The 21405-nt window shown below is 62.6% G+C and carries 21 protein-coding genes and 2 pseudogenes; 11 read left to right on the top strand and 12 right to left on the bottom strand.

Features of this window, described 5'->3' with window-relative positions; all coding sequences use genetic code 11:
- Positions 1-2: 2 nt before the first annotated feature.
- The 3 genes from O7A60_RS02495 (at position 3) to O7A60_RS02485 (ending at position 2496) form a co-directional block, all read left to right on the top strand.
- On the top strand, positions 3-881 hold the full coding sequence (locus O7A60_RS02495; RefSeq protein WP_337104854.1) for a macro domain-containing protein: 879 nt from the start codon (positions 3-5) through the stop codon (positions 879-881).
- A gap of 182 nt (positions 882-1063) precedes the next feature.
- Positions 1064-1960: a hypothetical protein gene (locus O7A60_RS02490; RefSeq protein ID WP_337104853.1), complete on the top strand. Its 897-nt coding sequence runs from the start codon at positions 1064-1066 to the stop codon at positions 1958-1960.
- Entirely contained in the window at positions 1960-2496 is a 537-nt protein-coding gene (locus O7A60_RS02485) for a restriction endonuclease (RefSeq protein ID WP_337104852.1), read from the top strand. Before O7A60_RS02490 ends, O7A60_RS02485 begins: the two co-directional genes overlap by 1 nt.
- An 82-nt stretch (positions 2497-2578) precedes the next feature.
- Here O7A60_RS02485 and O7A60_RS02480 read toward each other — a convergent pair whose 3' ends face one another.
- The 4 genes and pseudogenes from O7A60_RS02480 to O7A60_RS02465 all read right to left on the bottom strand — a co-directional run bounded on the left by O7A60_RS02480 (position 2579) and on the right by O7A60_RS02465 (position 6843).
- Positions 2579-4921, bottom strand: a complete 2343-nt coding sequence (locus O7A60_RS02480; RefSeq protein WP_337104851.1) for a hypothetical protein — start codon at positions 4919-4921, stop codon at positions 2579-2581.
- A gap of 215 nt (positions 4922-5136) precedes the next feature.
- Positions 5137-5778 (bottom strand): annotated as a pseudogene (locus O7A60_RS02475) (magnesium chelatase domain-containing protein); the annotation flags it as partial.
- 252 nt (positions 5779-6030) lie between these two features.
- Entirely contained in the window at positions 6031-6639 is a 609-nt protein-coding gene (locus O7A60_RS02470; protein WP_337104850.1) for a class I SAM-dependent DNA methyltransferase, read from the bottom strand.
- Positions 6640-6672: 33 nt separating this feature from the next.
- A complete protein-coding gene (locus O7A60_RS02465) occupies positions 6673-6843 on the bottom strand; it encodes a hypothetical protein (RefSeq protein ID WP_337104849.1) in 171 nt (56 codons plus the stop codon).
- A 103-nt stretch (positions 6844-6946) separates the two neighbouring features.
- Here O7A60_RS02465 and O7A60_RS02460 point away from each other — a divergent pair, with 103 nt between their 5' ends.
- Positions 6947-7858 (top strand): LysR substrate-binding domain-containing protein, encoded by a 912-nt coding sequence (locus O7A60_RS02460; protein WP_337104890.1) that lies wholly within the window; start codon positions 6947-6949, stop codon positions 7856-7858.
- Positions 7859-7968: 110 nt separating this feature from the next.
- Here the strand turns inward: O7A60_RS02460 and gshB are convergent, their stop codons facing one another.
- The 3 genes from gshB to O7A60_RS02445 all read right to left on the bottom strand — a co-directional run bounded on the left by gshB (position 7969) and on the right by O7A60_RS02445 (position 10361).
- On the bottom strand, positions 7969-8910 hold the full coding sequence (gshB, locus tag O7A60_RS02455; protein ID WP_337104848.1) for a glutathione synthase: 942 nt from the start codon (positions 8908-8910) through the stop codon (positions 7969-7971).
- Between the two features lie 71 nt (positions 8911-8981).
- A complete protein-coding gene (locus tag O7A60_RS02450) occupies positions 8982-9356 on the bottom strand; it encodes a GtrA family protein (protein WP_337104847.1) in 375 nt (124 codons plus the stop codon).
- A gap of 3 nt (positions 9357-9359) precedes the next feature.
- A complete protein-coding gene (locus O7A60_RS02445; RefSeq protein WP_140715629.1) occupies positions 9360-10361 on the bottom strand; it encodes a glycosyltransferase in 1002 nt (333 codons plus the stop codon).
- A 122-nt stretch (positions 10362-10483) separates the two neighbouring features.
- On the opposite strand from O7A60_RS02445, the gene O7A60_RS02440 reads away from it, so the two are divergent.
- Positions 10484-12319 carry a GtrA family protein gene (locus tag O7A60_RS02440; RefSeq protein ID WP_337104846.1) on the top strand — a complete coding sequence of 612 codons (1836 nt, stop codon included), beginning with the start codon at positions 10484-10486 and terminating at the stop codon, positions 12317-12319.
- A 15-nt stretch (positions 12320-12334) separates the two neighbouring features.
- Here the strand turns inward: O7A60_RS02440 and O7A60_RS02435 are convergent.
- Positions 12335-12644: pseudogene (locus tag O7A60_RS02435) on the bottom strand (Atu4866 domain-containing protein); the annotation flags it as partial.
- Positions 12645-12801: 157 nt separating this feature from the next.
- Between O7A60_RS02435 and O7A60_RS02430 the strand changes: the two are divergent.
- The 6 genes from O7A60_RS02430 to O7A60_RS02405 all read left to right on the top strand — a co-directional run bounded on the left by O7A60_RS02430 (position 12802) and on the right by O7A60_RS02405 (position 18748).
- A complete protein-coding gene (locus O7A60_RS02430) occupies positions 12802-14151 on the top strand; it encodes a putative bifunctional diguanylate cyclase/phosphodiesterase (RefSeq protein ID WP_337104845.1) in 1350 nt (449 codons plus the stop codon).
- A 168-nt stretch (positions 14152-14319) separates the two neighbouring features.
- Positions 14320-15087, top strand: a complete 768-nt coding sequence (locus tag O7A60_RS02425; RefSeq protein WP_337104844.1) for an SDR family NAD(P)-dependent oxidoreductase — start codon at positions 14320-14322, stop codon at positions 15085-15087.
- On the top strand, positions 15084-16043 hold the full coding sequence (locus O7A60_RS02420) for a 2-dehydro-3-deoxygalactonokinase (RefSeq protein WP_337104843.1): 960 nt from the start codon (positions 15084-15086) through the stop codon (positions 16041-16043). Before O7A60_RS02425 ends, O7A60_RS02420 begins: the two co-directional genes overlap by 4 nt.
- Positions 16040-16678: a 2-dehydro-3-deoxy-6-phosphogalactonate aldolase gene (locus O7A60_RS02415; RefSeq protein WP_337104842.1), complete on the top strand. Its 639-nt coding sequence runs from the start codon at positions 16040-16042 to the stop codon at positions 16676-16678. The genes O7A60_RS02420 and O7A60_RS02415 overlap by 4 nt, the downstream gene beginning before the upstream one ends.
- Positions 16678-17553: an SMP-30/gluconolactonase/LRE family protein gene (locus O7A60_RS02410; protein ID WP_337104841.1), complete on the top strand. Its 876-nt coding sequence runs from the start codon at positions 16678-16680 to the stop codon at positions 17551-17553. Before O7A60_RS02415 ends, O7A60_RS02410 begins: the two co-directional genes overlap by 1 nt.
- 136 nt (positions 17554-17689) lie before the next feature.
- Complete coding sequence (locus tag O7A60_RS02405; RefSeq protein ID WP_337104840.1) at positions 17690-18748, top strand: D-alanine--D-alanine ligase family protein; 1059 nt, start codon at positions 17690-17692, stop codon at positions 18746-18748.
- Here the strand turns inward: O7A60_RS02405 and O7A60_RS02400 are convergent.
- The 4 genes from O7A60_RS02400 to pmtA all read right to left on the bottom strand — a co-directional run bounded on the left by O7A60_RS02400 (position 18745) and on the right by pmtA (position 21321).
- Positions 18745-19032, bottom strand: coding sequence for a DUF1330 domain-containing protein (locus O7A60_RS02400; protein WP_027142512.1), 288 nt, complete (start codon positions 19030-19032; stop codon positions 18745-18747). The two genes, O7A60_RS02405 and O7A60_RS02400, sit on opposite strands and share 4 nt — an antisense overlap.
- An 18-nt stretch (positions 19033-19050) precedes the next feature.
- Positions 19051-19764, bottom strand: a complete 714-nt coding sequence (gene pyrF / locus O7A60_RS02395) for an orotidine-5'-phosphate decarboxylase (protein ID WP_181165994.1) — start codon at positions 19762-19764, stop codon at positions 19051-19053.
- Between the two features lie 11 nt (positions 19765-19775).
- Positions 19776-20372 (bottom strand): NADPH-dependent FMN reductase, encoded by a 597-nt coding sequence (locus O7A60_RS02390; RefSeq protein WP_337104839.1) that lies wholly within the window; start codon positions 20370-20372, stop codon positions 19776-19778.
- A gap of 343 nt (positions 20373-20715) precedes the next feature.
- The gene (pmtA, locus tag O7A60_RS02385; RefSeq protein WP_140506955.1) at positions 20716-21321 is read right to left on the bottom strand and encodes a phospholipid N-methyltransferase PmtA; all 606 of its coding nucleotides are present in this window, start codon (positions 21319-21321) and stop codon (positions 20716-20718) included.
- Positions 21322-21405 lie beyond the last annotated feature (84 nt).

The following is a 21405-nucleotide window of genomic DNA, read 5'->3' as shown; positions in this document are numbered from 1 at the left end:
ACATGAAATACTTCTTGCGATCGATTCTCACTTTCTCGTTCTGGCGGCACGCGCTTCTTTCTGTGGACGCGCTGGCTAAGATATTTGCCGTTGTAGGCGTCTTATACGCGTTCATGGAGATGCTAGACTTCTTCGGAATCTACACCAAGGATCGTTACAGCGGTTATTCAATCATTCCGATGGTAGCGTTGGCAGTCGCTTATGTGGTCATCACCCGGCGACCGATTACTCGCTTTTCGTACAAGGTGCCCGGCAAGGACTATGTAGTCGAGGTCCGGATCGGCGACATATTTAGCGGTACGAATGACGTCATCATCAGCACCAACACCACCTTCGACACGAAAATGGCAAACGGTCTGATTGCCACCGATAGTCTCCAAGGCCAACTTGCGACCCGCTTCTTCCAGGCGAACACCGATGAGATAGATCGCCAGTTGAAGATCGATTTAGCGAAGGCGAGCGGTACGCCGCGCGCTGATGCTCCAGGCAAAAAGGTAGAGTATCCGATTGGAACGGTTGCGCGGGTCAAAGCACACGGACGCACCTTCTACTTCGTGGCAATGTCACGGCTAAATGCGCAGGGAACTGCCAGCGCATCCCTGCGAGAGGTGGAAGATGCGCTGTCATCGCTGTGGGCGTTCATCCTGACGCATGGCGAACTCAGGAATCTCTCCGTTCCACTGATGGGCACAGGGCGCGGGCGCACGGGCTATCCCCGAAAGAAGATGTCCGAACGGGTTGCCCAGTCGTTCGCGGACGGATCAAAGGATCGGCTATTTTCCAATAAACTCTCGATCGTCATTCGCCCGGAAGATGCGCAGAATTTTGGGGTCAACCTTTACCAAATCCGAGATTACCTCGTTCAGGGCTTGCACGGATAAGTTCCAACAGATCATCTTGGCCATCGATCGGGCTCCGCGACAAGGGGTCCTTATATACTCTCGGGTCGGGCAGATTTGCGCATTGACGCGGCGAAAGACAGGACCGCTCCAGTTGTCTTCGAGAACTGGCAGAGAGGCGGCCCTTTTGATGCTGCAACCGACAACCATTTGAAAGAGGCGCAATGGCTAGAGATATCCGCACCTGCTACATCTCGGCACCTGAAGGAGCTCAGATCCAGGTTATCAGACGAGAGCTTTCGCGGCGTCATATTGCTATCTCGTCGATAAGCATTGAGAGCACTGACCTTGCAACGCAAGTTCGGTCTGCAGTCTCGAACGTCGATCTGGTAATTGGTGTGCTGACAACTGCTCGGAAGTCGTCTTGGGTATTGTTTGAGCTGGGCATCGCGTGGGCAGAGAGAAAGCCAGTGCTGCTCATTGCCCCTCCGAAAATTGACTTTATCCCAAGTAGCCTCCAGCGGTTTGTTGTGCTCCGCGCCAATCCCCGCAACTCGGAAGCCATTGGGTTCGCGCTAGACCAGTTGCTCGCTGCATCACTTGAAGAGAAGCCGAGCCCTCCACCACGTCGCGACATGACTCAGCTTCAAGGCTCCGACGCTTACCTAGCGATCCAAGCCGTCGATGCGGCGCTTCATTCGATGAGCGGCCAGGTTTTCGAGGAATTGGTTGCAACGACTTTGCGAAAGGCGGGAGTGGAGCTTCTTTCTGAGTTTGCGACTGGCGCAAGCCGCCGGGCAGATCTAGCGATCTGGTCCGACGCGCTCCAGCCCATAATGGGCAATCCAATACTGGTAGAGACAAAGCTGAATTTGCGCTCGTCAACCGACCTTAAGTTGGCAGCCCATGCTCTCGCCGAACAAGTAGGAATGTCCGGCACACGTTGGGGGCTTCTGCTTTTTGGAAACGGGCCTTCTCAAGCTACCATCGCTAGCACAAAACTCCCATCAAACGTCATTGTCATAGACGTGAAGGCACTCTTTGGCAGCCTGCGGCACAGTTCATTTGCCGAAATCGTTAAGGACCTCCGCAATCAAAAGGTCCATGGGATAGCGCCCTGATGCCTCTCATCGATGCCGCTACGGTTCAGGGCTTTGTCGATGTTGCGCTCGACATAACTGCAACAACTACTCAGAGGGGACGAGCGCTCGAAGATCTAGCTGCCTACGTATTCGCCCTTATCCCAGGGATCTCTATTACGCATCGCAACGTTATGAACGTCTTTGCGACGGAGGAGGTTGATGTTGCCATTTTCAATGAGGGTGACCAGGCGGGTTTTCACTACCTTCCTACCATTATCCTCATCGAGTGTAAAAATTGGTCGAACCCAGTGTCGAGCATTGAGATCAGCTGGTTCCTCAATAAGTTGCGCAGCCGCGGGTTGGATTTCGGCGTTCTCATTGCTACCAATGGAATAACGGGGGACGCAAACGAGCTTACTGCTGCACATCAACTCGTCGCAGCTGCGCTGCTCGAACGTCGTCGCCTAGTCGTGATGACGATAGATGAAATCCGAGCACTCGCGAACACTGATGAACTATCGGTCCTTGTTAAGCGGAAACTTTGTGATCTAGCAGTTCGGGGCACAATTGCCTAACGCTAAAGAACGGCGAAGCGTCCTATCGTCTAGACGCGCCAGCCGTGAGGTAAAGCAAAAGGAAACGGCAATATCGCCAGAGTCACGCAGCCTCCCATACCTGATTGAGTATCCGGGCCGCCAGCGCAGCCTTGTCCTGGGGCAGGAAACGGCCGTAGTGTTTGGTCACCATGTCTGGCGTGTCCTGAATTGCATAACTTGCTTGCTCGTACGAGCCAGTCCGTTTGAGAATGTGGGTGGCCAGCACGTCACGGACGTTGTGAGGGCCGTGCGGCAAAAGGCCCGGAATTGCGCCACGGCCAGTGTAAGGATTGAAGATTCCGTAGCGCTGGATTGTCAGGCGCCACGCTTCATAGAAAGTGGTTTGGTCGTAGGCTGCGTCGCTGCTGGTCGCCTTCACCGTTTTTACAAAGAAGGTGCCCGGGTCGTCGGCTCCGGAGAGCAAGGCACCGCGATGACGGTCGACGTAGGCATCAATGTGTTTGTAGAGGTCGCCGAGATCAGGAAGGACCAATCGAAACGGCTTGCTGCCGAAGAAAGATGAATTGGCGTTCTTAAACGCAACGGATGGGATTAGGACCTCCCAACCATGATCCCGTTCACTCCAGCGTATTTCCCCCCGCTTCATGTCCGCAAGCTGACGTTCAGAGCGCGGCAAATGCCCACGCTTGCAAACCATCAACTGCCGTAGATTCTTCTGTCTGAGGCCGAGATGAAGCCCTAGGCGCAACATCAAGAACGACCGTATGGATTCGGCCGCCGCTCGACGATATAGCCGTTCATCGGGCATTAGCCTCAGAATCTCCTCGGTAATTTTGCGATACTCACCAACGGGGCTGTCAGCTTCCAGGACGGCCAAGATTGGTTCGAACGGGTCCCGATGAACACGAGCAACTCGTTGGATTTCCTTCGCACGGGACGTCGCGTGTTTGAAGTAAACGTCGCAAGCGTCATCCCAGTCCCCTAGAGCCCGATCGATGTCGTTTTGTGAGATCAAGCCAGGGACCGGCCGAACCCTCGCACCCAACTTCGGATGTTGCCGCAGCCAGCCCGTGTCCCTACGGGTCAGGGCCAGCGAAATGCGAAGCATATCCACCTCCCAGCTCGTATAGAAACCGCGCCGCCGCTCTCGCCATTGCACGTACCAGTCCCAGACCGACGGAAATACCAGCATGCCGAATGAAAGGTGCTGAGAAGGGATGCCATACCCACGCACCGGTCCCTTTGGATGGGCTGCAAGGGCGCCGAACATCAGTCCGAGGTGTTCGATCTTCTGGGATGTCGTCTCCTCTCCCCAGACCCCCTGACGCTGCAGGCCAAAGGCCGTTAGCGTAGCGGTCTTAAAACGGATGAGTTCTGCCATTTCAATGGCAAGCGTGGGCGGAGCGTCAATCACACCACAAAATAGATCCGGATCAGTGAACGACCCCTGACCCTGCTCGTCGTCCGCATCATTCGCTTCGGCTAAGTCAGTTCTGCCGTACGAAACGCCTGGGAACCGGATGGCGTAGCGCTGTTTCATCGCCGCCCGTTGGAAACGTCGATAGTCAGTTGAACCAGCAATGATCACACGCCGAACCCATTCTAGGATTTCTTCTTGTTCGGACGCTGGACGGGAATTGAAGTCGTCCGGGAGATGCCATGCAAGACGGCGACGTTCCGCCGGACCTACGTCGTCGAGAATATGCCCCGATGCCGACCGTGCTCGATGCGGAAGCTTGCCCTTGAAATACCCTTCTGGGAGCCGATACCGCCGCTCAATGCGGCTCAGCAACTCGATACTCGCCACGCTGCGCGGCACTTTGTCTCCCGATAGCCAATGTCGGATCGTGGAGCGATCGATGGTCTCATCGTCTTTTACGATCGCACGGTGCAAATGCCAGTAGCTGTCGCCATGACGCAGCATCTGCAGTTGCAGAGCTTCTTGGAACGTTTCGGGGTCAACCCATGCTGAGGACGTCGGCGCTGGAAACTCCTCGACGTCGCGGGGCCTGATACCAGGTTTCCGATGCTCGGACTGACGAGATAGATCGGTCTTTGCGGGCTGAACCGGTCTCGTCTTTTCCTTCGGGACTTGCGGCAAAGTCCGCGTAGCGATTTCGGCTATCGTCGTCGGGCGAACGGGCCGCAGAATTGGCGTTTTCTGGGGGAGATTGCGAATTGCACGAACAATAGCATCAAGGCCCGGCTCAATGACCTTTCTTGCCACGTCGAATTGTTCGATTGGGATCCCGCACTGATGGGCTATCGCCTGCCAGTCGTATCCTCGGCTTAAGGTCGGCGGACGGGTGCGGGAATTGAATAGACTTATCAAATACACTCGAACCCGTTCTGCCTCATGGGGAGGCAGTACGGGCGCAACGCGGATTTGGCAAAAGTCCGACAGTTTTCGGACCATCACCTTTGGATTCAACGTCTTAGGCATGTCGAGTCAGGAGGCAAGAAGGATGAGTAGGGCCAGCGGTCTATTAGACGATTCGCTGCTTTCGAAAATCCGTTTCTCAACTGCTGATAAGACCTCCACAAGCTGGGATGCCGAATGCGCCAGGGCGGCCTCTTGCCGGCAAGAGGTTGTCCAAAATCTCAGTGATGGGCTCCGGCGGTAATGATCCCTACTCGCCGTTTAATTAGCCACAATGTTAGGAGGTTGTGGCCGCCGGCTGCCGCCACTTCCAGCGCCCGTTTCGCCGTCTCCTGGCCCTTGATGTCGGCGAGGTCGGGCAGGTCGCGCGCCGAGGCGTGGATGCCGGCCTCGGGGCGCGACAGCACCTGCGTACCGCGGAAATGGTTGGCTATGGCAATCAGGCTGCGCGGCGCCAGAATGTCGAATTCCCGCCCCGCCCAAGCCGCTTCCGGGCCGCAGGCGAACGGGCAGATCAGGCCCTTGCCCTCGGCATTGGCGCCGATCGCCGCCGGCAGCGCACCGGCGACCGCCGTGATCGTCCCGTCAAGCGACAGTTCGCCGAGCACGACATAGCCGGCCAGCATGTCGCCCGGAATGGCGCCGAGGGCCGCCATCAGGCCGAGCGCGATCGGCAGATCGTAGTGGCTGCCTTCCTTCGGCAAGTCGGCCGGAGCCAGATTGATCGTTACTTTCTTTGACGGCATCGACAGGCCGGAAGCATGAAGGGCCGCCTGGACCCGCTCGCGGCTCTCGGCCACCGCCTTGTCCGGCAGGCCGACGATGTGCATGTTGACCTTGCCGGGTGCGATCATCACCTGCACGTCGACCGGCACGGCCTCGATGCCCTGGAAAGCGACCGTACGAACCCGCGCCACCATATTCTGCCCCCGATGCCGACTCGCCCCCAGCCCTTGTGAACAATCCACGAGCGACGTCAGCTCAAGACAACCACAGATTTCAGGCTTAGGCAAGAACAATACAAGAACAAAGGCAAACGGGTGCATACCGTCGGATGGGCTCACTTGTCGTCCGCCTCAACCTGTTGCCTTGTGTGAGGGTCTTCCGGTGTTCGCAACGTCCCGGATTGAGCGGCACAGGATGAGGGCGAACGCGCGGCAACCCGCGCCGGATCACGACGGCCTCACCGCCAGGAAGGTGTTCCATCCTCGCTGCTTCCTGCCGATGCGGAAACTGTGACTGAGAAGCTCCATGCCGGCGGCCTCGATGCGCGCGGCGAAGGCGTCCTTGCGCCAGTCGACCGTAAGATATCTGCCGCCCGTTTCGCCGTCGCCGTCGCGCATCGAGACGACAAAGGCACCGCCGGGCCGCAATGAACGCGCAATCTTCGCCAGGACCTGGTCGATCTGGTCGCGAGGCACATGGATCAGCACTGCCAGCGCCACAACCGCGTCGTAGGGACCGCCAAGCTCGTCGGTGATCACGTCGAGGAGTTCGCCGGTCTTGCCGCGCGCCGCCTGCAGGTCGAGAAAGCGCCGCGTGGCGTCGGTTCGGCGCACCTTGACGCCAAGGCCCTCCAGGAAATCCGCATCGCGGCCCGGTCCGGACCCGATCTCCAGGACTTGGCCGCCCGGCCCGGCGATCGCTGCGGCGCGCTCGAGCGCGGCCCGGTCGTTCGGATGCGGAATATGCCCGACAATCTCGTCGTAACGGACCGCGTAGTCCTCATACGACTCGATCGTCCGGCGGCTCTTCGCCAGGGCCTCTGCAGGTACCTTCATCGTTCCCTCCTGTCCCTGTCCGCCAAATCGCGCCTAGCGGATATTGCCATAAGGCGCGTGGCCGTCGAGCAGGCCGATATCGCGCTTGAAATGGTCGCACAGCGCGCGCTGGTCGAGCAGGCGGCGCGACCGCGATCTGAAGGGAGCGACGAAGAGGTCGAGGATCGGATGACGGACCGTGACGTGCTGAGCCGAGGTGTTCATTGCCATGTCCTTTCGGATTAGTTTGATGGTTTGAGTGTGCGCCGGTGCGCCCTTGGTTTCCAATCGAACGTCGCGTATCATGCATCAACAGGATTGATGCATGATGAGCTGGGACCTGCCGCCCTTGGGCGCCATCAGGGTGTTTGAAGCCGCATCGCGGCTGGGCAGCTTTACCAAGGCGGCCGAAGAACTCGGCATGACCCAGTCGGCGGCCAGCTATCAGATCAAGGTGCTGGAAGAACGCGCTGGAACGCCACTTTTCATAAGAAAAACAAGGCAGATTGCCTTGACCGAGGCCGGCGAGCAGCTGGCGCCGCACGCATCGGGCGCGTTCTCGGCGCTGGCCGACGCATGGGTTGCGACCAAGGGCGGCACCACCGGTGTGCTCTCCGTCACCACGGTCCAGACTTTCGCCTCGACCTGGCTCGCCGTGCGCCTTGGAGCATTCCAGCTGATGCATCCGGACCTTGCCGTGAAAATCGATACATCGTCCCGGCTGGCCAATTTTGGGCGCGACGGCATGGATATCGGCATTCGCACCGGCACCGGAAAATGGCCGGGCCTGGGAGCCCACTACCTGTTCAAGGCAGACTACACGCCGATGCTCAGCCCAAGGCTGATGCAGAGCGTGGGAGGCATCCGCCACCCGCAGGATCTCTACAAGCTGCCACTATGCTGTTCGAGCGATCCCTGGTGGAAGATCTGGTTCGAGGCAGCCGGTGCCCGCTTCGAGCCGGAACGCATCATAGCCGGTCCGGAGCTCGGCACACAGGCCTATGACGCGATGGCGGCGCTGACGGATCAGGGTGTCGCCATCCTCACCCGCAATCTCTACTCCTCATTGCTGACGACAGGACAGCTGATCCAGCCGTTCGAGGCGCTGGGGTCCGACGGCGACGGCTATTGGCTCGTGCATTCCGAAGGCCGCCGCAACATCCCGAAGATCCGGCTGTTCAGGGACTGGGTGCTGGCCGAGACCGCTGATGTCAGGGAGCGCGAACAGCGCGGGGCCTGAGAGGTCCTTGGTCAAATCAGGAACATCAGGGGAACCGGTAGCCGCGCAGGTTGCGCCCCGGTTGTGCCTGGCTGCAAAAGCGGAACATGGTTAACACAAAGTGGAAACGGTCATGTCCGCTTGCCTTCCACCGCGTCCCAGAACAGGCTGGCGATGTCGGCGCCGCCGAAGCGTTGCACTTCCCGCACGCCGGTCGGCGAGGTGACGTTGATCTCGGTCATGTAGTCGCCGATGACGTCGATGCCGACCAGGATGAAGCCGCGCTCTTTCAGCGACGGTCCGATGCGGGCGCAGATTTCGCGCTCACGTTCGGTCAGCTCGGTCTTCTCCGCGCGGCCGCCGACATGCATGTTGGAGCGGGAATCGTGCTCGGCCGGCACCCGGTTGATGGCGCCGACCGGCTCGCCGTCGATCAGGATGATGCGTTTGTCACCCTTGCGCACATCCTTCAGGTAGCGCTGCACGATATAGGGCTCGCGGAACAGCTGGCCGAACATTTCGAGCAGCGAGGCGAGGTTGCGGTCGGCTTCCAAGAGATGGAAGATGCCGGCGCCGCCATTGCCGTAGAGCGGCTTGACGATGATGTCGCCGAACTCCTTGCGGAAGGCGGCCACCTCGAGCGGATCCTTGGTGATCAGCGTGTCCGGCATCAGGTCGGGAAACTCGGTGACGAAGATCTTTTCCGGGCTGTTGCGCACCCAGGCCGGGTCGTTGACGACCAGCGTCTTCGGATGGATGCGCTCGAGGATGTGGGTCGTGGTGATGTAGTTCATGTCGAAGGGCGGGTCCTGGCGCAGCAGGATGACGTCCATCTCCGACAGGTCGGTGCGCACCTTTTCGCCCAGCGAGTAGTGGCTGCCCTTCTCATCGCGCACCTGCATCTCCTCGATGCGGGCAAACACCTTGCCGTCGCGCAGCGACAGCCGGTCCGGCGTGTAGTGGAACAATTGATGGCCGCGCCGCTGCGCTTCCAGCGACAGCGCGAACGAGGTGTCGCCGACGATCGACACGGTGGAGACATGGTCCATCTGGACGGCGATTTTCAGCTTCATGGTGGATCCCCAACGCAGTCAACGCATGCGATATAAGGGTCGCGGCGCCGTCTGCCAATCGGGCCACGCCGCTAACGGTCGAAGACCAGCCGCGAGTAACCCACGAAGGACAGCGTCATGGCCACCAGCGAAGCGATGGCAAGCGCGCCCAATGGTGGCGCCGCCGGCAGCACCAGCAGGATGGCCGAGTAGACGGCGTAGTTGACGATGCTGGTGGCGACGCCGACACCGCCATAGCGGGCGCCTTCCTGTGTCAATCCCCTGCTCGACGGCGAGAAGGTCAGATGCCGGTTGATCTGCCATGTGACGCAGAGCGCAAAGCCGATCGAGACCATGCGGCTGACGAACGGCCCGAGCGGCGTGACGGCGAGCAGCAGCCAGAGTGCCGCCGCGTCGGCGACGAAACCGATGCCGCCTGCGAAGACAAAGCGGACGACACGTTGCATCGTTCAGGCCGCGCGCGAGGCCTTGCCCCGTTCCGGCTTCTGAACCACGTCACCCGTGCGGCGCTCGACTCGGCCAGAAGGCATGGAGAGATAGAAGATCCGCTTCTGTTCGGCGCGCCCGCGCGAGACCGAATCGAGGATCAGTCCGGTCACCGCCGCCAGCATGGACAGAAGCAGCAGCCCGACCGACAGCACCCATGTCGGCATGCGCGGAACGAGACCGGTTTCGGCGAATTCGACCAGCACCGGCGCCATCAGGAACAGGCTCGAAGCCAGGAAGAACAGCGAAAAGGCGCCGAAGAAGCGCAGCGGCTGCGTCTCCTTCATCAGCATGGCGAACATCCACAGGATCCTGGCGCCGTCGCGGAAGGTCGACAGTTTCGACGACGAGCCTTCCGGCCGGCGTCCGTAGTCTAGCGCGATTTCGCTGACCGGCAATTTGAGCTGCGAGGCGTGCACCGACATTTCGGTCTCGATCTCGAAGCCGCCGGACACGGCGGGAAAGCTCTTGACGAAACGCCTGGTGAAGACGCGGTAGCCGGAGAAGATGTCGGTGAAATCGTCGCCGAACAGCCATTTGTAGAGGCTGTTGAAGACGCGGTTGCCAAAGGCATGGCCGGCGCGGCCGGCATCGTCGTTGACGCCGCGCCGGGTGCCCACCACCATGTCGCAACGTTCGGTCAAGAGCGTGTTGATCAGTTGCGGCGCGTCCTCGGGCGCGTAGGTGCCGTCGCCATCGGCCATCAGATAGATGTCGGCGTCAATGTCGGCGAACATGCGCCGCACCACATTGCCCTTGCCCTGGCGCGGCTCGCGAACCACGATGGCGCCGGCCGCGCGGGCGCGCAGGGCGGTCAGATCCTTCGAATTGTTGTCGTAGACATAGATGGTTGCCGCAGGCAGCGTCTCGCGGAACCGCCGTACCACCTCGGCGATGGTCAGCTCCTCATTGTAGCAAGGCAGGAGCACGGCGATGGTGGGTTCACGGCTGATGTCTTGCGGCATTTTCGTCTCCGAATGCCTTGTCGACCATGCGGCCGCGCTCCGGAAACCGGCCGCGTTCAGGCGGTTTTACTATTTATTGAAGCCGTTAAGGCTAGGTTTAAGACCGACTTCACGAGTGTCGATTGGCCTGGAAAGGCCCGGCATTCACGCCAAGGGCGATCGGGATGGGCACGGCAAGGGGAACTTCCACCTGGAAGTCCGATATCGCATTTGCGTTGTTTGCAGCCTTGCTGCTGCTGGCGCTCGAGGCCCAGCAGGGATTCCCGCAACTGGCCAATCCGGCGGGCGACAATGACAGCCTGCTGCAATTGGTCGAAGTCCGCGACCTGCTGACGGGCCAGGGCTGGTTCGACCTGCACCAGTACAGGATGGGTCTCGAAGGCGGCTTCGTCATGCACTGGTCGCGGCTGCTCGACGCGCCGCTGGCGCTGAGCATCCTTGCCGTTTCGGCCGTGACGGGCAGCACCGCCTTGGCCGAACAAATCGTGCAAATACTTTGGCCCGCCCTGCAGTTCTGGCTGGCGGTCTTCTTCACCATCCGCGCCGCGCGCGCTTTCGCCGGCCCGTCCGCTGTGCTGCCCGCCGCCGTCGTCGGCGGGGCGGCCTTGTATTACATCGGGATTTTTTCTCCCGGCGCGCTCGATCATCACAATGTCCAGTTGATGCTGACGCTGGCGAGCCTCGCCTTGCTGCTCGAGGCGCCAACGCATCGGCCGGCTGCCCTCGTCGCGGGCCTCTGCGCCACGCTGACCCTGGCCATCGGCATGGAAAGCGCGCCCTATGCCGGATCCCTCGGCGCCGTCGTCGCGCTGCTGTTTCTCGGCAATCGGGAGGGTGAAAGGCTGATCGCCAGGGATTTCGGCCTCGGCGTCGCCGGCGCCTCGCATCTCGTCTTTGCCGCAACCATCCCCGTCTCGTCCTGGGGCCAGGCCCAATGCGACACGTTCTCGGTCGTGCAGTTCGCCGTCACCGGGCTTGCCGGCGCCGGTTTGGCAATCATTGCATCATGGAAGGCCGCCAACGCGACGGCCGCCCGGCGCCTGATGTCGCTTGGCCTGCTTGCCGTCGCTCTCGCTCTCGTCGTGGTGCTCCTGTTTCCGCAATGCCTGGCAGCCCCCTACGCCCATCTCGACCCGCGCCTGCAGCAGATGTGGCTCGGCTATATCGAGGAGGCGCAGTCGATCGTTCAGCTTGTCGCCGACGATCCGGCCAGGGCGGTGGCGCGTTTTGCCACGCCATTGGTGGCGATCGTCCTGATGGCGCTCCGCTTCAGCCATGGCGGCTGGCGGCGGCAGGACAGCCTCGTCGCCGCACTGCTGGTGATGGCGCTTCTGGTCAGTGCCTGGGAAGTGCGCGGCTCGACCTTCTCCATCGTCTTCGCGGTGATCCCGCTTTCGGCCTGGATCGCCAAATGGCGGCAGCGGGCAGAAGCGAGCCCGTCCAGTGGTTCCGTGCTCAGGATGGCCGCGGCCTGGCTGATCTCGGTCAACGCCATCTGGTCGGGCGCCGCTCAAGCGGCATCGAGCGCTTTCGCAACCGCTGCTCCCGCCAGGGACGCCGGCATCGATGCGCCCTGCAACAGCAAGGCTTCGTTCGTCGTGCTTGGCGCAATGCCCCCCACCACGGTGCTTGCCATCTCCAATCTTGGCTCGCCGATCCTCGCCTTTACCGGTCATCGCGTGTTCGCCGGACCCTACCATCGCAACGTCGCCGGTAACCTGCTCGTGTTCGACGCCTTGCTGGGCTCGGCCACCGACGCGAAAGCCGTCGTCGAAAGCCACCATGTCGGCCTTGTCGCGCTCTGCCGCGGCAACCCGGAAAGCCGGCTGTTCGCGGCCAGGTCGCCGGACGGTTTTCTGGCCGGTCTGATGCGCGGCAGCGTGCCGGAATGGCTGGAGCCGGTGGCGGAGACCAGGGGCAGCCCCCTGGAACTCTACCGCGTCCGGCTCGGCGGCTGATCCAACCGGCAGCCGCTACTCCTTCCGATACAAGATCATGCCGCCGTGATGCAGCACGCCGTCGACGAACGTGCCATCGGCGGTGAATCCGGTATCGTCCCAATAGTCGATGTGATTGCCCCCGAACTTCGTAACGCCCCCGATATGCGCTTTCCCGGGTCCCACGCGCTTCGTCGGAGCGGCCGTTTGGAAGCAGCTTGTGACGGACATGGCCATCGGCCATGCCTGCATAGCGTTGCGCTGGTTGAGCCATGATTTTCTGGTCGGTGTTCTGGTGCCCATCCTGGAGACCTACTGCCCACGCTTTGCCGGCTGGCGCCGAAGCTGCGCGCCCTTGTCGATCACCTGCAGCGCTTCAGATAGCGTCATGGGATCGTTCGCGAGTCTCGAAAAATCGATTCAAGCGATACGTTTCCTAAAGGGTTTACTGCCAGTCTCGAAATAAATTCCGACGACAAAAGCAGGGACGAGCAGGGACACCGATGCAAACTCCGTTTGGCACCGGTCAGGCAAACAGGGAAAGCACGGATTTGGCGTTCACCGATCCGTTGACCGGGCTTGGCAATCATCGCCGCTTCTTCGACAAGGTCGACCGCCTGATCAGCGACCGCGCCGACGACCCCGCGCCCTTCACCGTCGGCATTCTCGACCTTGACGGCTTCAAGCCGATCAACGACCTGTTCGGCCACAAGGCCGGCGACGACATCCTGATCCAGGTCGCGATGCGGCTGCGCGCCTCGATGGACGGCCATTCGACGGTCTGCCGCATCGGCGCCGACGAATTCGCCTTCCTCTATCCCCTGGTATTCTCGGAAGAGGCGGCAGCGGAAAAATCCCGCATGCTGATCGAGATCCTGTCGGCGCCCTATGATGTCGGCGAACGCACCGCCAGGCTTTCCGCCTCTGTCGGCTGCTCGCTGTTCTATTCCGGCGACGAGACCACCGAAATCCTCATCAACAAGGCCGAAACGGCTCTTTACCATGCCAAGCGCTCCGGCCGTGGCCGCGTCGTCGTCTACACCCGCGAGATGGAAGAGGCCGCCAAGCGCGTCACCCGCATCGAGCAGGCGCTGCGCCGCGCCGTCTCCGCCGGCGAGGTGGAGCCGCATTTCCAGCCGATCGTCGACCTCACCACGCGCCGCACCATCGGCTTCGAGACGCTGGCGCGCTGGACCGACCGCGACCTCGGCGCGGTGCCGCCGACCGTCTTCATTCCGATCGCCGAGGAGCGCGGCATCATCGGCCCGCTGTCGCAGCTGGTGCTGCGCAAGGCGACGGAAGCCGCCAAGAGCTGGCCGAAGGACTTGTTCCTGTCCTTCAACCTGTCGCCCTCGCAGCTCGTCGACCAGAACACCGGCCTGCACATACTGGCGATCCTCGACCGCACTGGGTTCGATCCGCGCCGGCTGGAGATCGAGATCACCGAGACCGGCCTGATGAACGACCCTGCCTCGGCCGCGCAGATCGTCGAGGATCTGCGCCGTGTCGGCATCCGTGTCTCGCTCGACGATTTCGGCACCGGTCAGTCCTCGCTCGGCCGCTTGCGTGAGTTCCATTTCGACAAGCTCAAGATCGACCGCGCCTTCGTTTCCTCCATTCTCGACGACCGGCCGTCCGAACACATCATCCGCGCCATTCTCGCCATGTGCGAAGGGCTCGGCATGGACGTGGTTGCCGAAGGCATCGAAGAGGAAGCGCAGGCCGACCGGCTGGTCCAGTTCGGTTGCGCCGGCGGGCAGGGCTATCTCTTCGGCAAACCGGTCGATGCCGACGCCACATTGGGCTACCTCCGCGATTCCTTTCGTGGCGCCTTGCGCGCCAAGGCGATCTGAGCGGCTAAATTCGACGCTGCCCGCCATGTGGCGCCGCCGCCTGGCGGGTCTCGCGCGGGCGCCATTGCCTTTTTTGTCCGACATAAGCCCGAAATAGCGTCTTTTCGCCCTTGCCCGCCGGACGTGTCTGGCTAGGATGCGCGCCGGTTGACCCGGGAGACGAAAATCATGATGCCATCGGCGCGTTTTGCCGACCTCGAAGGCGCTTCGGTGCTGATCACCGGCGGCGGCTCCGGCATCGGCGCGGCGTTGACCGAAGGGTTCATGCGCCAGGGCGCCAAGGTCGCCTTCCTCGACATCGCCGACGCGCCGAGCACCGCGCTCGCCGGTCGCATCGAGAAGGAGCTCGGCCACCGACCGCTCTACCTCAAGACCGATCTGCGCGACGTCGAGGCGCTGCGCGCCTCTGCGGCAAGGGCCGCCGACGCGCATGGCGACGTCACCGTGCTGGTCAACAATGCCGCCTGGGACGAACGCCATGCCGTCGAGGACGTTACCGTCGAGTTCTGGGACAACAACCTCGCCATCAACCTGCGACCGCATTTCTTCACCGCGCAGGCCGTGGCACCAGGCATGAAGCGGGCCGGCGGCGGCTCGATCATCAATTTCACCTCGACTTCCTACCTGATCAACCATCCAGACATGCCGGCCTATACCGCCGCCAAGGCCGGCATACTCGGCCTCACCAAGGGGTTGGCCGGCAAGCTTGGTCCCGACCGCATCCGCGTCAACGCCGTCGCGCCCGGCTGGGTGATCACCGAGCGGCAGCAGGAACGCTGGGTGACGGAAGAGGCACTTGCCGCCCATGTCGCCAAGCAATGCATCAGGGATGTCATGCGGCCGGACGACATGGTCGGCACGGTGCTGTTCCTGGCCTCGGATGCCTCGTGCATGCTGACCGCGCAAATGCTGATCGTCGATGGAGGCTTCCTGTGAGCCCAGCGTTTGCCAGCAACGTTCCGGCAGTCGCCGCACTCGATTGGGGCACGACCCGGCTTCGGGCCTGGCTGATCGACGGCGGCGGCAAGGTGCTTGCCGAACGTCGCGGCGACGATGGCCTGATCACCGCGCGCGAAAAGGGCTTCGCCAACGTCCTGGAGGGCCATCTGGCAGCGATGGGCGCGCCGGAGGCATTGCCCGTCATCATCTGCGGCATGGCCGGTTCCCGCCAGGGCTGGCTGGAGGCGCCCTATGTCAGCGTGCCGTCGCCGCTCGGCGCCATTCTTGGCGGCGCCGCCCGGGTGCCAGATCAGAAACGCGACATCCGCATCGTTCCCGGCCTTGCCCAGCGCCTGGCCGACGCGCCCGACGTCATGCGCGGCGAGGAGACGCAGCTTGCCGGCGCTGGCCTGCCGGCCAGAGGCCGCGAACTGGTCTGCATGCCCGGCACCCATTCGAAATGGGTGCTGGTCGAGGACGGCGCCGTCGCCGGCTTCGGCACCTGGCCGACGGGCGAGCTGTTTTCCGTGTTTGCCGCGCACTCGATCCTGCGCCATTCGCTGGGCGAACATCCCAGCCCGGTTGCCCCCGACAATCCGTTCTTCCGCCGCTGGTGCGAAACAGCACTGGGCGAGGGTGGTGATGTCACCTCGCGGCTGTTTGCCATCCGCGCTGCCGGCCTGCTCCAGGATCTCAAGGCCGATGATGCGGCCGCCTGCCTGTCCGGCCTGCTGATCGGCGGCGAGATCGCCTCTGCCCGGCGCCGCCATGGCGCCTGCGCGATATCGGTCGTGCTGGTTGCCTCGGGGGCTCTGGCGGTGCTTTACCAGACTGCGCTCGGCCTTGCCGGGCTCGGTGTGCGGACAGTCGATGCGGACGAGGCTGTACGCGCCGGCCTGATCGAGGCCGCGCGGGAGAATGGCATGATTGCCGGAAGTGGAGCCGCCATATGAGCCAGACCGCACCCTTTCCAAAACTCAAGCGCGGCCTGGTCGCTATCCTGCGCGGCCTCAAGCCGGCCGAAGCGATAGCCATGGGCCAGGCGCTGTTCGACGCCGGCATCGAGGCCATAGAGGTGCCGCTGAACTCGCCCGAGCCGTTCTCGTCGATCGCCAGGATTGTCGAAGTGCTGCCGAAAACCGCCCTGGTCGGCGCCGGCACGGTGCTTACGGGGGCCGACGTCGACAATCTTCACCAGGCCGGCGGCCGGCTGCTGGTCAGCCCCAACATCGATGCCGAGGTCATGAGCCGTGCCAGGACATACGGCATGGTCACCATGCCCGGCGTGTTTACCCCCACGGAAGCCTTCCAGGCGATCCGGCTCGGCGCCTCGGCGCTGAAATTCTTTCCCGCCAGCGTGCTCGGCGCATCGGGCATTTCCGCGATCCGGGCCGTGCTGCCGGCGCAGACGCTGGTCGGCGCGGTCGGCGGCGTTTCGGACAAGGACTTTGCCGGTTACAAGGCGGTTGGTGTGACGGTCTTCGGGCTTGGCTCCAGCCTGTTCAAGCCAGGCATGAGCGTCGATGACGTGGCGGCGCGCGCTCACGCCGCCGTCGCTGCCTGGGACGCAGCATTCGGAGACGCATGATGAACAAGGTTTCGGTTTTTTCCGATCATGTCTGCGAGCTCGGCGAAGGGCCAAGCTACGATCCCGCCACCGACGCGCTGTTCTGGTTCGATATCGTCAACGGCCAGCTCCTGGAAAAGCCCGTGGCCGGTGGTGCGCTGAAGATCCATGAGCTTGGCCGGATGGCGAGCGCCATCGCCATCATCGATGACAAGCGCCAGCTGATCGCCACCGAGACCGGCCTCTTCGTCCGCGACGTCGCGACCGGCCAGATGACGCTGCATACGCCTGTCGAGGCGGACAACCCCCTTACCCGGTCCAACGATTCCCGTGTCCATCCCTGCGGCGCCTTGTGGATGGGGACGATGGGCAAGAGCGAGGCAAAGGGCGCCGGTGCGATCTACTGGTTCTTCAGGGGTGAACTGCGCAAGCTGTTCTCCGGCATCACCGTGTCGAACTCGATTTGTTTCTCCGGGGATGGCGCGCTCGCCTATTACACCGACACCTCGACCGGCCTGCTGATGCGCGTCGCCTGCGATCCGGCGAGCGGCCTGCCCTCTGGAGAGCCAAAAGTGTTCGTCGACCATCGCTCGTCCAAGGGCTATGTCGACGGATCGGTCGTCGACCGCGACGGCGTGCTGTGGAACGCCGTCTGGAGCGGCAAGGCGGTCAAGGCCTATTCGCCCGACGGAACATTGCTGCGCGAAGTTGCGATGCCGGTGACGCAGCCCTCGTGCCCGGCCTTTGTCGGCAGGAACGCCGACCGGCTGGCGGTGACGTCGGCCTGGAAAGGCAAGGACGACAAGCAGCGCCAGCTCGATCCGCAGGCCGGCATGACGTTCGTCCTCGATATTCCCGTCAACGGCCGCTTCGAACCGCGCGTGCTGATCGCCTGAACAGGCCGGGCGATCGGCTCCGCGCCTATCTATCGTGGTGCTGTCACGCAGGCGTCCGGCTTGAGTCGGTTTCGCGAAAGCCGTTTGCGTCGGCCGTGCGATGCTGGGTGATCGCACCGCCGGGAATGTTCGTCTCATGTCGAGTCACAAGCCAAAGCTGATCCTCGTCCACGAGCCGGAGAAGGCCTGCTTCGACCGCCTGGTCGCCGACGGTCACGCACCGCAGCGCGCGGCCGAGATATCGTCCTACCTGGCGCAATCGACCGACCTCGCCCCCGAATTCGATGCGCTGGCCGCCGCCTGTGACAGGCGTGGCCTCACCTTCGCGGCGGTGGAGCTGGACCATGCCGCGAGCGCGCTTCCCGAAGCCAATCCTTCCACGACGCTGGTCTGGACGCTGACCGACGGCATCGCCTATTTCCGTGGCGGCGCCGCACCCGCCCTGGCGAGGCTCAACGGAATGAGGACGATAGGTGCGGACGATGCGCTGTTCGCACTCTGCCAGGACAAGTTCCGTTCCGGCGCCGTGCTTGGCGCGCTCGGCCTGCCAGTGCCGCCGGCGGGTTTTGCGCGCAATGGCGAATGGCTGGTCGAGCCGCCGGCCTCATCCGCCGGCTGGTTCGTCAAGCCCAACAGGCTCGGCGCCAAGGTCGGCATCTGGCCGGATTCGCGCGTAACCGATCTCGGTCACGCGCTGGAGCTTAGCCGGCGTGTTTTCACGGCCTATCGCGATGATGTCGTCGTCCAGCCCTATGTCGCCGGCCGCAATGTGCGCGCCAGCTTCCTCGGGCTGACGCCGCAAACCGGTGCCGAGGCGCTTGGCATCGCCTTTGTCGAGTCAGGCGCGGATTTCCAGACGATGGCCGACAGCCTGGCGCTTTATGGCGACACCGGCGAGGCCGCGAAGGCCGCCGGGCATTATGCCGAACCCGAACTCGCTCCGGTCGCAAACAGTCAGCCGGTGGCCGATGCCAGAATCCGCACGATTGCCAAACGGTTGAGGGACGGGCTCGGCCTGCGCGACGTGTTTTCCGTCGACCTGCGCGTCGAGGCAGACGATACGGTTCATCTCATCGAGTTCGAGGTCTGCCCCGGCCTGCCGTGCTTCGATTTCCGCGCTTATTGCCGCCAGCAATGGGGGCTGGAACTCGTCGACGCGATGGCAGAAACCGCAGCGAACAGGCTCTTTCGCTAGACCCCTTCCACCAGTACGATCTCGCCGTCGGCCACCTTCTGGCGGATCGCCACTGCCCGTTGATATTCCGGCGAATGGTAGCAGTCACGCGCCGCAGCGAGCGATTCGAACTCGATGAGCACATTGCGCGCGCGCCCTGGGCCCTCGGCTTTCTCATGCTCGCCGCCACGGGCCAGGAATTTCGCGCCGAAGCGCTCGAAAGCCGGCTTCGCCGCCGCGACGTAATCCTTGTAGCCTTCCGCGTCACGCACATCGACGCGGGCAATCCAGTATCCCTTGGGCATTCTTCTTCTCCCTATTCCTTACGCCGAGCGCATTTCGTCGAGGATGGCTTCAGCCGCCGCGCGTCTGTCCGCCGCAGCGACGATCGGGCGCCCGACGACCAGGTGGCTGGAGCCGCTGCGAATGGCTTGCGCAGGTGTCATCACGCGCTTCTGGTCGCCATGATCGCTGCCCACGGGGCGTATGCCGGGTGTCACCACCGCCATGTCGGGGCCGACGAGGCGGCGCACCGCTTCGGCCTCCGCGGCCGAGCAGACGATGCCGCCCATGCCGGCATGCAGCGCCTGTTCCGAGCGCCTCAGCACCAGCGTGTGCGGGTCATATTCATAGCCGGCATCGATCATGTCCTGCTCATCCATCGAGGTCAGGACGCTGACGGCAAGCAGGCAAAGCTCGCTGCCGCGCGCTGCCTCCACCGCCGCCTGCATCGCCTTGGGATAAGCATGTATGGTCAGCATGGTCATGCCCATCTTGACGATGTTCTCGACGCCTTTGGCCACCGTGTGGTCGATGTCGAGCAGCTTCATGTCGAGGAAGATTTTCGTTCCGCCGCTGGCCAGCTCCCTGGCGAAGTCGAGCCCGCCGGCAAAGGCCAGCTGATAGCCGATCTTGTAGAAGGAGACGACACCGTCGAGCTCGCGCACCGCCTGCTCGGCCTCCGTCACGGTCGGCACGTCGAGGCCGACGATCAATCTTTCCTGCATGGATTTGGCCTGCATGGGGTGAGCCTGCATGGTAGCGGCAGTCACGCCTCGACCCTGGTCGACAGCATGCGTGAGGTTTCGATCAGCGTGCGGCATAGGTGCTCCATCGATTTGTGCAGTCTTTCGTCACGGAAATGGCCGTCCCCGTCGAAGGCGTCGCCACCCTCCGGCACCGAGCATTCCGGCGTCACCACCTCCATCTGGCAGCGCACCAGCACGGCGCGCAGATGATTGATGCAGCGGATGCCGGCAAAATGGCCTTTGGAGGACGAGCAGAGGCCGGCGACCTTGCCGGCAAGCGGCCTGACCGACCGGCCGCCATCCCGTCGCACCCGGCTCACCCAGTCGATCGTGTTCTTGAGCAACGGCGGGATGGAGCCGTTATATTCAGGCGTCGCGATCAGCAGCCCGTCATGGACGGCGATCAATCGCGCCAGCTTCTGGGCGTTTTCAGGGATGCCATTTTCCTTTTCCAGGTCCTCGTCGAGGATCGGCAAGGGATAATCGGCGAGCGAAATGCGGGTCACCTCGGCGCCTTGCACCGAAAGTTCCTTCTGCGCCACGTCGGCGGTCCTGCCGCTATAGGCGCCGCTGCGCACCGAGCCGGCGAAGACGAGGATTTTCGGGATCACTGCCATTGGCCACCCTTGTTCCCGGACACGTACAGCCAAGGTTCGATCAAATCAACGCATCAAACGGAAACCGCAACTCCAAACTTCGTCATCCTAGGGCGAAGCAGGAGCGAAGCTCCGTCGCGGAGACCCTGGGATCCATGCCGCGACATTTGCCGAAGGACGCAACGGAGCAGAACTCCACACCGCAGCAGCGTTCGGAAGTCGCGGCATGGATCCTCGGGTCTGCGCTGCGTCGCTTCGCTCCTTGCTCCGCCCGTGGATGACGAAGCAGTGGGCGGGTCCATAACGACCAAGGCAGCTTCTGTTTGTGCTAACCGGGCGCTCGCGAGCGCCCCGCGACGCGAACCTAATGGGCTTCGCGCCTATAGATCCAGAGCTGCGTCGGCGGGATATTGCGGAAGATGAAATCGAAATGCTTGACCGTGTAGTCGCCGCGGCCGGCCGGGATCGGCGACATCGGACCATAGGTCAGCTGCACGATCGGCCGTCCGGCCGGGATGCGGTCGAGCAGGCTTTCGATATAGGCGATGCGCTGGGCGACCGGGAAGTTGAGCAGCGGCACTCCGGAAACGACGCTATCGAAGATCATCCCGCTTCTCTCGCCAAGCGTGGCGTTGAGGTTGAAGGCATCGCCCTCGATGACGTTGACGCCGGGATAGAGCTGGCGCAGATGGCGCACGAAATCGGTGGAATATTCGACCGCGTAGAGGTTTTCAGGTCGCACGCCCTGGGCGAGGATGGCGCGGGTGATGACCCCGGTGCCGGGACCGACCTCGAGCACCGGCAGGCCGGACTTCGGGTTGACGATCGAAGCCATCTTGCGGGCGGTGATCGAGCTGGTCGGAACAATGGAGCCGACCGTCTTCGGCTTGTCGATCCAGCCCTTGAAGAATTTGAGTTCGTCGTCGAACTTCTCGGCAAACGCCTTCCGCAGTCCGTGACCACGTGCCATGCAAGCTCTCCTCAGCGCTCCCCTTGGAAGCTACTTAACACCTGGGTGACGCAAGGCAAGGCGCTGCCCTGCCTGTGTCGTGGA

Origin of the sequence: Mesorhizobium salmacidum (SeqCode), assembly GCF_037179605.1 — a bacterium.
Taxonomy (GTDB): Bacteria; Pseudomonadota; Alphaproteobacteria; order Rhizobiales; family Rhizobiaceae; genus Mesorhizobium; species Mesorhizobium salmacidum.
This window is presented reverse-complemented; position numbering and strand designations above follow the sequence as displayed.

What these genes read in the sequence shown, in the direction of transcription:
- O7A60_RS02495 (WP_337104854.1), top strand. Translation starts at nt 3, where the DNA reads ATGAAATACTTCTTGCGATCGATTCTCACTTTCTCGTTCTGGCGGCAC.
- O7A60_RS02490 (WP_337104853.1), top strand. Translation starts at nt 1,064, where the DNA reads ATGGCTAGAGATATCCGCACCTGCTACATCTCGGCACCTGAAGGAGCT.
- O7A60_RS02485 (WP_337104852.1), top strand. Translation starts at nt 1,960, where the DNA reads ATGCCTCTCATCGATGCCGCTACGGTTCAGGGCTTTGTCGATGTTGCG.
- O7A60_RS02480 (WP_337104851.1), bottom strand. Translation starts at nt 4,921, where the DNA reads ATGCCTAAGACGTTGAATCCAAAGGTGATGGTCCGAAAACTGTCGGAC.
- O7A60_RS02470 (WP_337104850.1), bottom strand. Translation starts at nt 6,639, where the DNA reads ATGAAGGTACCTGCAGAGGCCCTGGCGAAGAGCCGCCGGACGATCGAG.
- O7A60_RS02465 (WP_337104849.1), bottom strand. Translation starts at nt 6,843, where the DNA reads ATGAACACCTCGGCTCAGCACGTCACGGTCCGTCATCCGATCCTCGAC.
- O7A60_RS02460 (WP_337104890.1), top strand. Translation starts at nt 6,947, where the DNA reads ATGAGCTGGGACCTGCCGCCCTTGGGCGCCATCAGGGTGTTTGAAGCC.
- gshB (WP_337104848.1), bottom strand. Translation starts at nt 8,910, where the DNA reads ATGAAGCTGAAAATCGCCGTCCAGATGGACCATGTCTCCACCGTGTCG.
- O7A60_RS02450 (WP_337104847.1), bottom strand. Translation starts at nt 9,356, where the DNA reads ATGCAACGTGTCGTCCGCTTTGTCTTCGCAGGCGGCATCGGTTTCGTC.
- O7A60_RS02445 (WP_140715629.1), bottom strand. Translation starts at nt 10,361, where the DNA reads ATGCCGCAAGACATCAGCCGTGAACCCACCATCGCCGTGCTCCTGCCT.
- O7A60_RS02430 (WP_337104845.1), top strand. Translation starts at nt 12,802, where the DNA reads ATGCAAACTCCGTTTGGCACCGGTCAGGCAAACAGGGAAAGCACGGAT.
- O7A60_RS02425 (WP_337104844.1), top strand. Translation starts at nt 14,320, where the DNA reads ATGATGCCATCGGCGCGTTTTGCCGACCTCGAAGGCGCTTCGGTGCTG.
- O7A60_RS02415 (WP_337104842.1), top strand. Translation starts at nt 16,040, where the DNA reads ATGAGCCAGACCGCACCCTTTCCAAAACTCAAGCGCGGCCTGGTCGCT.
- O7A60_RS02410 (WP_337104841.1), top strand. Translation starts at nt 16,678, where the DNA reads ATGAACAAGGTTTCGGTTTTTTCCGATCATGTCTGCGAGCTCGGCGAA.
- O7A60_RS02405 (WP_337104840.1), top strand. Translation starts at nt 17,690, where the DNA reads ATGTCGAGTCACAAGCCAAAGCTGATCCTCGTCCACGAGCCGGAGAAG.
- O7A60_RS02400 (WP_027142512.1), bottom strand. Translation starts at nt 19,032, where the DNA reads ATGCCCAAGGGATACTGGATTGCCCGCGTCGATGTGCGTGACGCGGAA.
- pyrF (WP_181165994.1), bottom strand. Translation starts at nt 19,764, where the DNA reads ATGCAGGCTCACCCCATGCAGGCCAAATCCATGCAGGAAAGATTGATC.
- O7A60_RS02390 (WP_337104839.1), bottom strand. Translation starts at nt 20,372, where the DNA reads ATGGCAGTGATCCCGAAAATCCTCGTCTTCGCCGGCTCGGTGCGCAGC.
- pmtA (WP_140506955.1), bottom strand. Translation starts at nt 21,321, where the DNA reads ATGGCACGTGGTCACGGACTGCGGAAGGCGTTTGCCGAGAAGTTCGAC.